The sequence below is a fragment of the Luteolibacter yonseiensis genome (genome assembly GCF_016595465.1).
In the GTDB taxonomy this organism is placed as follows: domain Bacteria; phylum Verrucomicrobiota; class Verrucomicrobiia; order Verrucomicrobiales; family Akkermansiaceae; genus Luteolibacter; species Luteolibacter yonseiensis.
This window is the reverse complement of sequence record NZ_JAENIK010000011.1, coordinates 809841-821695: the sequence shown is the minus strand read 5'-3', so window position 1 is coordinate 821695 and position 11855 is coordinate 809841. Positions and strand designations below refer to the sequence as shown.

General features: G+C 62.4%; 4 protein-coding genes. 1 reads left to right on the top strand and 3 read right to left on the bottom strand.

All coding sequences use genetic code 11. The features are described 5' to 3' along the window. Window positions 1–11: 11 nt before the first annotated feature. Together JIN84_RS13370 and JIN84_RS13365 are read right to left on the bottom strand one after the other, a co-directional pair. On the bottom strand, window positions 12–707 hold the full coding sequence (locus JIN84_RS13370; protein ID WP_200351543.1) for a response regulator transcription factor: 696 nt from the start codon (window positions 705–707) through the stop codon (window positions 12–14). 91 nt (window positions 708–798) lie between these two features. Continuing rightward, window positions 799–2508, bottom strand: coding sequence for a sensor histidine kinase (locus JIN84_RS13365; protein WP_200351542.1), 1710 nt, complete (start codon window positions 2506–2508; stop codon window positions 799–801). Between the two features lie 143 nt (window positions 2509–2651). On the opposite strand from JIN84_RS13365, the gene JIN84_RS13360 reads away from it, so the two are divergent. Beyond that, a complete protein-coding gene (locus JIN84_RS13360) occupies window positions 2652–5396 on the top strand; it encodes a phosphoenolpyruvate carboxylase (protein WP_200351541.1) in 2745 nt (914 codons plus the stop codon). A gap of 139 nt (window positions 5397–5535) precedes the next feature. Here JIN84_RS13360 and JIN84_RS13355 read toward each other — a convergent pair whose 3' ends face one another. Next, the gene (locus tag JIN84_RS13355) at window positions 5536–11487 is read right to left on the bottom strand and encodes an autotransporter-associated beta strand repeat-containing protein (RefSeq protein ID WP_200351540.1); all 5952 of its coding nucleotides are present in this window, start codon (window positions 11485–11487) and stop codon (window positions 5536–5538) included. Between the last annotated feature and the right edge of the window lie 368 nt (window positions 11488–11855).

The following is an 11855-nucleotide window of genomic DNA, read 5'->3' as shown; positions in this document are numbered from 1 at the left end:
TCAGGATTTTGTCATGATTCGCGGGCGGTCCCGTTTTCCAACCGGTAGCCGATGCCATGCACGGTGATGAGATGGCGGGGTTTCGCCGGATCACATTCGAGTTTCTGGCGCAGCGCGAGGATCTGGTTGTCCACCGTGCGGGTGGTGGGATAGGCGCTGTATTCCCATACCTTGTCGAGAAACTCCTCGCGGCCCACCGGGCGGCCATCCGCCGCCGCCATGACTTCCAACATGCGGAACTCGCGCGCCGTCAGGCTCAACTCCGCACCGCCACGATGGCAGGTGAGCTGGTGGAAATCCACCACCACATCCCCGAGCCGGATCGATGCGGGAGGGCGGGAATCCGAGGCCACACGCCGCAGCAAGGCGCGGACGCGGGCCAGCAACTCCGCCCCGCTGAAGGGTTTCACCAGATAGTCGTCCGCCCCGTCATCCAAGCCACGCACCCGGTCTTCAATGGTACCGCGCGCGGTGAGCATGAGCACCGGCACTCCACGCCCCCGCCTGCGGATTTCGCGGCAGATCGAGAAGCCGTCGAGGCCCGGCAGCATCACGTCCAGCAGGATGAGGTCGAACGTTTCCGACAACGCGCGCTCCAGTCCCGCCACACCATCCACCTCCGCACGCACGCGGTAGCCGGCGTCCTCCAACAGCGGCACCAATGCGGCGCGTAGCGAGGTTTCATCTTCGATGAGGAGCAGTCTCATGGCTATGTGTGATGAATCGAAATAAAGACAAACAAACCACGGAATAGACGGAAAGCAGGACAAACGGAAAATTGAACACTACCCGGCTTCTTCATTTCCGTGTATTCTGTGCATTTCGTGGTTCTCGTTTTCCTTCGTCAGGATGAATGGGGAGCAAAATAGAAAACACCGCGCCCCCGCCCTCGGAATCGCCCACCGCGACGGAGCCACCATGGGCCTCGGCGGTGCGCCTGACCAATGCGAGCCCTAGTCCGGTACCAGGGGTGCTCCTCCGCAGTTCGTCACCGATGCGGTAGAACGGTTCGAAAATCCGTATCCGCTCGCCGGCGGGTATTCCCGGACCACTGTCCGCCACCTCCAGCGACCATCGTTTCTGATCCAAGGGAAACGCCCGGCATGTTACCGCTCCACCGGCGGGCGTGTGCTTCAGCGCGTTGTCCAGCAGGTTCAGGAGAACCCGGCGCAACGCGGCGACGTCCCCTACGGGAGGTTCGGGAAAAGCCGCGATCTCTTGCTCAAGGCGGACGCTCCTCTTCCCAGCCATGGGCCGCACCAGCGAGACCGCATCCGCCACCATCGCCGCCACGTCGAAGACTTCGTATGGCCCGGATTTTCCACCCCGGGTGAAGACGAGGACATTTCCCACCAATTCTCCAAGACGGGCGCACTCCTCGCGGATCATGCGGGTGTGATCCGCTCGTTGACCCGAGCGGTCCGCAACGCCTGATTCGAGATTTTCGGCCAGCAGCTGCATCGCAGTCAGGGGAGTGCGTATCTCGTGGGAAACCGCGGCCATGAATTCCGACTGCCTGCGCGCCAGTTCCACCGCCCTTGAATACGCCCTGCCGGCGAGAACCAGACCAAGTCCCACGGCCAGTCCGGCCAATCCGATGACCCCGGTGATAATGTTCCGGGTCCGACGCTCTCCGCGCAGATAGGCATCCTCGTCCGCAAGCACGACTTCCGACTGCCAATTCTCATGAGCAACCGTAGCCAAGACAGGCTTCCCCACCGGCCCGGCCACCGGTTTCCCACCGATGCTGACGGAAATCGCCAGGCCGTCCGGCAACCGTCGTTCGTTCGTTTTTCCCAAGTCCGCCGCCGCGGTTCTTACCTCGCCCTCCTCACTTACCCGCCACTCGCCACCCCCGTCACGCAATTCCACCAGATACGAGGCACCGCCCGATTCCAACCACAGGGCGGACCGCCGGGTTTCGTCCCGCCTGATCTGTTTGAGCAGCTCCGCCCCGGCCGCCATCTTCCGCCAGCGCTGCCGCCAATCCGCCAACGGTCCGGGAACGGGGATCTTCAATCCGGCAAAACGGCTTTCCGCCTCTTCCGACACCAGTGGAGAGAGGAAATCCGGAGAGTCCGTCAGAATCCGCGACAGCTCCATCAACCTCTTGGGTTCAGTTTCCTTGCGGATCAACTGAAGCGCGGCAAGGCTTCGCAACGGCAGTCCCGCAGCGGATTTCACCGAGTCGGGACTGCCCAGGACCCCTTCGAAATCGCCCGATTCATAACGCCGCCTCGCTTCCCCTCCCACCGTTCCGTCATCCGGCTGCGGCGGATCTCCCGTCACGTCTCCCGTGGGAACAGCAGACCAGTCCCCCAGCATGCCGGAAACGGCCTGCAATCCCTGCCGGGCCGACTCCCTCGCCTCTTCCAACAGGCGTGTCCGGCGGGTTTCCGCGTCCGCCCGCCACGCGTTCCACGACAATCCCGCGAGGGCGCAAAACGGCAGCACCACCCACAGTGAGAGCAGCAGGAAACGTTTCAAGGGTGCCCGGGCAGTGGCCATCGCGGGAGAGAGTGACAGGATTTCCCCCGCACTTGTCATGTTTTTGTCACAGTCATCGGACAAATGACGGAAAAAAGAAATCCGTCTTCGAATTTCTATGCGCTTTCCGATTCGGCTTGGTTCGTGCTAAATCCCGCGCGCCCATGACTGATACCGCCAGCAACTCCACCCGCGAACAACTCCGGCTCGAAGGATTCGACCTCATCGACGAGCGCCTGCAATACCTGCTGGGTTGCCTGGAGGATGCCTTGGTGAGCACGGGAGAGACGGAATTGCTGCCCTATCTGCCGTGGTCGGGCCGCGTTCCGGACATCTCTGCCGCACCGGAAGGACTGCCGCAGCTTTATTCGATCGGTTTCCAGTTGCTCAACATGGTTGAGGAACGCGTGGCCGCCGAGATCCGCCGGGAGCGGGAAAAAGCGCTGGGCGCGGAGTCCATCCGGGGCCTGTGGCCGCAGGCGCTGCGCGATCTGAAGGGGATGGGTCTCACTCCGGAGCAGATTCTCGCCGTTCTGAAGGACGTGCAGGTGGAACCGGTCCTCACCGCCCACCCGACCGAGGCGAAGCGCTCCAGCATCCGCGAGCGCCACCGCGCCTTGTATGGCGAAATGGTGCGGAATGAGTTTCCCAAATATACGGAGCGCGAGCGACGCCGCATCCGCGAGCGGGTGGTGACGACGCTGGAAACCTTGTGGCGCACCGCGGAGATCCACCTGGTCCGCCCGGACATCACCAGCGAATTGCGGAATGCGACGCACTACCTGCGCGACCTTTTCCCCGCGGCGATCAACCGGCTCGACCTGCATTTCACCGAAGCCTGGCGGGATGCCGGGCTGCCGCTGGAAATGTTGCGCTCGGCGGGCAACATCCCGCGCCTGATCTTCGGCACCTGGATCGGCGGCGACCGCGACGGGCATCCGCTGGTGACTCCCGAGGTGACGGAAAAAACCCTGAAGGAACTGCGGCACTCGGCTTTCAAATTGTTGGAACGCGAGTTGGCGGAACTTTCCACGCAGCTCACGCTGTCCCGTTACCTCACCCCGGTTCCTGGCGAACTCCAGGCCCGCATCGACCATCTTGCGAAAACGGTGGAATCCCCCGAGGCAGTGAAGGAAATCCTCCACCGCCACGAAGAGGAGCCGTGGAGGCAGCTCGCCCTGCTGATGGCCCTGCGCCTGCGCGAGCAGATCAAGGGCAAGCCGGGCTATCGCAACACCGCGTGCCTGACGGACGATCTGAACCTGCTGTCCCGCACCCTCGCCGGAGCGGGGTGCCACATGCTGGAGGAGGATGCCATCCGTCCCATCCGTCACAAGCTGGAGATGTTCGGCTTCCATCTGGCGACGCTGGACATCCGCCAGAACTCGGAATTCCACGACAAGGCGATCAGCCAGTTGCTGACCGCCGCCGGAGTGGAGGACGGGGAGAACTACGCGAGCTGGCCCGAGGAGCGTCGGCTGGATTTCCTCAATACCGAACTGCTCTCCACCCGGCCGTTCATCCATAACGACCTGCGCGTGGGCACCGAAGCGGACGATGTGCTGGACACCTACCGGGTGCTGGTAAGGCACCGCAAACACTGGGGAACAAACGGGGTGGGAGCACTCATCGTCTCCATGACCCGCAAGCTCTCCGATCTGCTCGGAGTTTATCTGCTGGCGCGGGAGGCGGGCCTTGTCGATCTGACGCCCGAGGGGCTGGTGTGTCCGCTGCAGGTCGTGCCGCTCTTCGAGACGATGGATGATCTGGACCGCTCGCCGGGAATCCTCAAGGCATTCCTGGAACATCCCCTCACCCGCCGTTCACCGGCGGACGGGAACCAGCAGGTGATGCTCGGCTACTCGGATTCCAACAAGGACTGTGGAATCCTGGCGGCCCAGTTCGCGCTTCAACGCGCGCAGACAGCCCTCACCCAGGTAGGTCGGGACAGCGGGGTGAACCTGTGCTTTTTCCACGGCCGGGGCGGCACGATCTCCCGTGGAGCGGGGCCCACGCACTGGTTCATGGCCGCGCTGCCGAACGGAGCGATGAGCGGCGGCTTCCGCATGACCGAACAGGGTGAGACCATCGCCCAGAAGTATGCGAACCTCGCAAACGCGACTTACAATTTGGAACTTCTTCTCGCCGGTGCGGCGGTGACGACGGCGCATCATCGTCACCTGCCCCCGGTGGAAGACCCGTGCCAGGCGTTCATGGCACGGCTCGGCGATACCAGCCAGGCGGCGTACCAGAATTTCCTCAAGGCGGAGGGATTCATCGAATTCTACCGTCAGGCGACGGTGATCGACGCTCTGGAAAACTCGCGCATCGGTTCCCGCCCCGCCCGACGGACTGGCAAGAAGGGATTTTCCATCAGCGATCTCCGCGCCATTCCATGGGTGTTCTCATGGACGCAGGCGCGGTTTTATCTGCCCGGTTGGTTCGGGGTCGGGAGCGGTCTGGAGAAACTGAAGCAGGAATCGCCCGGGGACTTCGCGAAATTCAAGGAGGCCCTGCCACATTCCACCTTCATGAGTTATGTGCTGACCAACGTGGAAACGAACCTCGCGTCGGCGAATCTGGAACTCATGAGCGACTATGCCGGCCTCGTGGAAGATGTGGAGCTCCGGGACAGGTTCCTGGGAATGATCCTCACCGAGTTTGAAAAAACAAAGACCCTGCTGGCGGAGCTTTTCGATGGGGACATGAAAACACGCCGTCCCCGGATGGCGAAGACCCTGGACATCCGCGAAGCCCCGCTGCGCGTGCTCCACCAGCAGCAGATCGCGCTTCTGCGCGAGTGGCGCGGTCATGTGGCGGCGGAAAATTCCACCGAGGCGGACGCTCTGCTGCCGAAGCTGCTGCTGTCCATCAATGCGATCGCTTCCGGCCTGAGAACCACGGGTTGAGAATTCCACCCCGAATGCGGCAATTCACATCCTCCGCAAGGAAGGATGTGAATTGAAATAAGCCGGCGGACTCCACCTGAAGTGTCATCCCCCCCCGGAGGATACTCCGGAGGGGATGATTCCGGGGAGGGGAGTGTTCTCAGGGTTGCGTCACCCGGAGGCGGGCGAAGAACTTGGTGTTGCCGGATGTCGGGATGGTGACGGTGACGGTATCCAATTCGGCGGTCGGGGCGTTTTCGGTGATCACCACCATGCCCGCTCCCGGTGATGCGCCGATCGGAACATTCGTCCAGCCCGCGAGATCGCTTCCGTATTGTACGGTCTGGGTGGTGTCCGCCTCGGAAGCGTCGCTACGTTTGAAGGTGACGACAAAACTCGAGCCACTGCGGGTTCCCGTCGGAGCGATGGATGCGGCATCCACGAGCACCGGACTGCCACCGAGGGTGTATTCAAGCAGATTGCTCAGTCCGTCCGCATCGTAATCGGCGTTGGGTCCGCGTTGGTTGACGGGCAGCGTCGGGTAGTTGGCAACCCATGAATTGTAGCCACCCGAGGATGTCGCCACCGAAAGCACACCCGTGGCCTCCGTGAAGGTCCAGACATTGCCTCCGATGACACCCGTATGGACGTCGCCGCTTTCTGTGAGTCCCTGAATGGTGAATGTGGAACCGAAGGTCTTGGTGGCGGTGTCCACCAGGGTCCAGCTGTTTCCGTTCGCGGTGGCGGCCCCGGTGAGATCAAGCGTGAAGTCCCCGTCGATGATGGCGGTCCCCGCTCCGGTGATCTTGTTGTTCACGCCATTCGCTCCGATGACGAATTTGAGTCCGGCATTGTCGGCGAGGTTGATGCCTCCGGCATTGACGGTGGTGTTTCCGGTGTAGGTGTTGATGGCGGTCAGGGTGGCCGTGCTGGTTTCGGTCTTGGTAAGGCCGAACGAGCCGCCGGTCTGCGAGATGACACCGGAGATGGTGAAGTTCATGCCGGAGCCCGCGGCTCCAAGACCGCTGTCCGCGGTGAGGGTGACCGGCCCCGTCCACGTCACACCGCTGAAATCCGCACCGACGGCACCGCCATTCAGCGTGATCGCGTTGTTCTGGGAGGACGGAGTGAGACCGTCCGCCTTGGCCCATGCGGCGAAGATGCCACCCGCGTTCACCGTGACAGGCACCCCGTTGAGTCCGTTGTCATTCGCCTCGATGCCGAAGGTCCCGCCGTTGATGACCAGCGCTCCAAGCGTGTTTCCGGCACCGTTTTCCGGAGCCCGGTACCAGACCTTGTCGGCACCCGCCTTGGTCAGGGTGTGCGCACCGGTGATGTTCACGGGCGCGCCACCCGTTCCGAAATTGAGCGTGCCGGTTCCGAGATCGCCGACCGTGGCGTCACCCGACAGGTTCACAGTTCCTTGGATGAGGCCGCCTCCCTTGAGGGAGAATCCGTTTCCACCGGCAGTCCCGATGCCGGCGAAGGAGACCGTTTCCCCCACGGGCAGGGTCTTGCCGTTGATGTTGAGCTCGGCGCCATTTGCCACGGTGACACCGCTCGCGACACCGCCGAGCGGTGTGCCGTTTCCGACAATGAGCGTTCCCTCTTCCACCAGAACCGGGCCGGAGAAAGTGCTTGCACCATCCAGGGTGACGCTGCCGGTCCCGCGCTTCACGAGCTGGCCGGTGCCGGAGATGACCTGGTCGAAAACCGGGGCATCCGTGCGGTTGTAAACCAGGATCGAATTGTTGGTGATGGCGGTGGCTCCCAGGTCGCCCTGGTCACCCAGCTCCAGCGTGCCCGCGTTGATGGTCGTGGGTCCGGTATAGGTGTTGGGATTGTTCAACGTCGTCTTGCCGGTGTTGTTTTTCACCAACGTGGCGACGCCATGGATGCCCTCCCCTTCCAGCAGGTAGTCGAATGTCGAGTCGAACTCGACGGTGTTCGGGATGATCTCTCCGGCCAGGGTCACCGTGGTGTTGGCGGCACCCGCGGCATCGGTGAACCTCACCCTGTCGAAGTCGTAGAACTTGCTGGACGATCCGTTCGAGGAGGTCTTCCAGTTCGGGGTGGCTTCCTCATCCCAAAAACCGTCCACATTCCCGGCCCAGACGAGCGTGTCCGCGGCGGTGACCTTCGCTTCCACGCGGGTATCCACAAGGTTGTTCTGAAGGGTGAAGGCAAGGTGGGGATTTCCACTGGCCACGATGGAAAGCCCGGCGAAACCGCTCGCTCCGCCGATCGCGCCTTCGTAGTCGATCAGTGGAATGACGTCGTTCAACTGGAGATTGCCCGAGGGAATGAGCGAGATCGATGACGGGGAGGCGACGCTGAAGCCGTTCGTCGCGGTGACCGCCAGCTTGTCGGAAGTTGTGGAATTCACCCGCAGGGATGCGGTTCCGCCGTTGAAGCTGAGCCCGGCGATGGTGCCTGTGCTGTTCGCGGGAGCGACGTTCGTGCCCAGGGTGCCCCCCGCGTTCACCCGGAAGGTGGACGCGGTGAACGGTGTGGCACCGATGTTGAGGCGACCCGCATTCACGACGGTGTCACCCGAGCGGGTGCCTCCGCCGGTGAGGGTGAGCACCCCGGTGCCCTGCTGGACCAGCGCGCCTGTGCCGGTGATGACGTTGGCCGGAGCGAGATCATCGGAGCGGTTGAATGCGAGCGTGCCGTTGTCGACGATCGGTCCCGTGCCGATGATGCCGTTGGTTCCGCCGTCGCCAACCATAAGGGTGCCGGCGTTGATGGTCGTGGTGCCGGTGTAAACCGTGGAGTTTCCGATTCCGGAGACCGCGTAGTTGTTCAGGCAAAGCGTCCCCGGACCTTCCTTCGTGAGATTCGGATTGGCGAAGCTGATGGGGGAATTGTTGATGCTGCCGTTGATCTGGAGATCGATGCCGGTGGAGGTCGTCCCCGCGGCCGTGGTGATGACCGTGTTGGGCTGGCGGAGACCAATGTTCACCCCCGACTCGATGATGGACGTGTCCGGCGATGCGAGGGTGGTGATCGAGGCGCTGCCGTTGAACATGTCGAAGCTGCCGTTGTAGGCGGCGGCCCCCTCTCCCTTGGTGATGTTGCCACCCTTCATGGTGATGGCCATGTTCCCGAAGGTCTGGTTGTTGGCCCCGTTGTTGATTTCCAGGGCGCCACCGTTGCTGATGTTCATCACGGTGATGCTGTCCGAGCCTCCGCTGTAGCCGGTGGCGTCACCGGTGGTCAGGCGAAGGATACCGCCATTGGTGATGTTCACCGTTCCACGGATGACTCCGCCCGCTCCCCCGCCCGCGGTGAGATCGAGTACCGTGCCATTTCCACTGATGGTGGTGCCGCCGGAGTACACCTGCCGGGCGGCGAAGGTGCTGAGCCCGCCGCTGTCGGTCCCGCTGCCGAGGGAAACCGCTCCCAGGAAGCTGTTGCTGCTGGTCAGCGTCAGATTCGCATCTCCGGTCTTGGTGATGCCGGTGGTTCCGCTGATGAGGTTGTTCGCATCGCCGCTGAAGGTATAGTGGTTGCTGCCGGTGTTGTTGATCGTGATCGAGCGCGGGGCGATGTTGCCGATGATGTTGATCGTGCCGGATCCAGCATCGTTGAAGGTGACGATGTCGGATTGGAAATATTTGTCCGGGCTGCCGCTCTTGTCCCAGTTGGAGACCGTGGTGTTCCAATCGCGGTTGATGGAGCCGGTCCAGGTGATCGGGACACCCACGACATCGAGGGTGATGATTCCCGGAACGCTGGTGTTGAACTGCGTTCCCGGACGGAAACTGGCGGCGTTTTCAAGGAAGAGGTTCGCGGAGGTTCCGGTGAGGGCTCCGGTATAATGGATGACAGGGATGTTTCCTCCCAAGCCGCTGGCCCGGACGGTGGTGGTGCCGGACAGGGTGAGTCCGCCTGTGACATGGAGCGCACCGGGGACGATGTTGAGCACGTCCGCAGGCGTCGCGCCATTCAGGGTCAGGCCGGTGGAGAATGTGCCGGTTCCCTGGAGGATGCCGGTGGTGTGGGTGTGGGCTCCCGCATGGGTTCCGTTCACCGTCAGGGTGGTGCCGCTGTTTTTCACGACGGAACCGCCGAAGGCTCCCCCGATGGTGAGTCCGCCCCTGCTCACGGTGACGGTGCCGGTGTAGCCGGAGGCATTGCCCGCCAACGTCACCGTTCCGTTCGCATTCGCCGCGGCGGCATCCGTGCTGTTGATTTCCAAGGGCTCCGATCCGGTCAATGTTCCGGTGATGGTGCCTCCCGCGCTCACCCCGGTGATGCGGGCGCCTCCCGTGCCGACGGTGACGTTTCCGCTGATGGTGTTGTTGTTGAAACGGATGGCTCCATAGTTGGTATCGCCGGCCACCGGGGTGGTGAGGGTTTCCGTAGGACCCGCGCCGGTGATCGTGAAATTGTTGGTGTAGGTTCCGCCGATGGCGTTGAGCCACGCCTGCCCGCCCGACGCGACGGTGACGGTGCCCGTGCCGAAGCTTGCCGCGTTGTTCGCCTGGACCCGTCCCGCGTTGACGGTCGTGCCACCGGTGTGGGTGTTGGCCGTGGTGAGCGCGACATTGTTCACACCGCTTTTCGTCAGCAACAGAGGGGTGCTGCCGTTGAAATCAACAATGGGAGTCTGGATCTGGTGGTCCGCACCGGTGAGGATGCCGGTGGTGGTGACCCAGTTGGCGTCCACCGAGGAAAGGTTCAAGGTGCCGGAGCTCGAGGTGAGCCGGCCGACCGCGCCGGTTCCGGACGCCTTGATCCAGAAACCGTTGGTCATGCGCTGCAACAAGGTCCCCGAGGTGATGTTGAAAAGAACGTTGTTTCCCAACAATACATCGCTCCGGGTGCGGAGGGAGGCGATTGACGAAGTCGCGCCAACCGTGTCGGGAGTGACGCTCAGCTGCCCGCCGTCCTGGGTGGTCCATCCGGTGTAGGAATTGACCCCATGAAGCTTGGTGATGCCGCCGAGTAAAGTCAGGCTGCCGGGGGCGGTTCCATCCACAAGCGCTCCGGTGAAGGTAACGGGCTTGTCATTCCAACGCGCCTGTACGTTGTTCACACCTTCGAGCGTGATCGTGCCGGCGAAGGTTTGTTGCGCATCGTCACTGATCAACGTGCCTCCGACGAGCTTGATGTTGTTGTTGTGGATGATGACGTTGTTGGTTCCAGCCGCCCGCGGCTGAAGCGTCACACCTGTTACGGTGATGGTTCCCGTGCCCATCACGTTGTTCCTCACCCCTGCGGTGTTGGAGAGATTGTTGAGGACGAAAACCTGGCCGCCGGTTTGTGTTTTGCCAAAGTTCAGATTGCCGGTGCCTGTGATGGCGCCTGTCAGGATCAATTCACGCGCGGTGGCGCCAACCGCGGTATTCTGGCCACTGATTCTTGAAGTGGTGGCATCCGCGAGCGAGATCGGTTGCGGCCAGGTGTAACTCGCGTCGGTTCCCGAAAGACCGCCCACCGCCAGCGTCCCTCCCTTGAGGGTGATGGTGTCCGCCGCGGTGCTCGTCCCCCATGCCAAGGCTCCGGTTCCCGTGCCGCGAAGGGTGGTGTTGTTCTCGATGATCCATTTGCCACTGAATCCGGCCAGCCCCGTTCCTGCGGCCGTTCCCTGGTTGGCGTCCACAGTTCCACCCCCCTGCACCGTGACGACTCCCGTGCCATCCACATTGGAATTGGCGAGTCCGGGCGAGATGCCGGCCAGACGGATCTCACGGCCGGCCGCCACGTTCCAAGTCTGGTTCGTCGTAAGGTTCAGAGTCCCGGGAGCAAGAACCAGATTTTCGGTGGCGGCGGCCATGTTGATGCCCGAGGCACCCAGGGTGAGCGCGCTCGTACCGGTGCCGATGCTGACAAGTCCCGTCGGGTTGAGAACCTTGATGCCGAGCCAGGAAGCATCCGCGCCCAACCCGGGATTCATCGCTCCCGTCACCGTGTTGTCCCACACGGCGACGTCCGCCGCGGTTGGAAGGGATCCGCTCACCCAGCTCGAAGTCTGGTTGAGGTTGAGGGGATTGTTGGCCTTGAAAACATCCGCGGCTGGGGCGCTTCCGCTCAGCACGATGAGCGAGGTGAAGCCTGCGGCGAGGATACGGAGATGCAATGGATTTGAACGATTGGGTTTCATGAATATGGGTTTTTTTGGGGCTTTCCTTGTGGAGGGTCATTCAAGGAATGGACTTTACAACCTACCCAATGGATGGGCATTGTAGCTACTCTCTAAATGGGTAGTTTTTGGGCAGACTGTCCTCCGCCGCCCTGACAAGCAGGAAATCCCCGGTCGACGGAAAAATTTAGCAGGTGACAACCACGGGAATTTTCGAAAATTCCCGCTGATTTCCCTGTGCGGCCTTCCAATTGTCTCAGTCCGTTCCCCCCAAGCTCTTCCCGGCGCGCGGAGTTGCGGGGTTTCCACGGTAGCGGTGCCGTTCACCATTTCCTCCCATCCGTTGCGGCCCCTCTATTTCATGTATCGGACAAGTGCTTGTTTTGGGA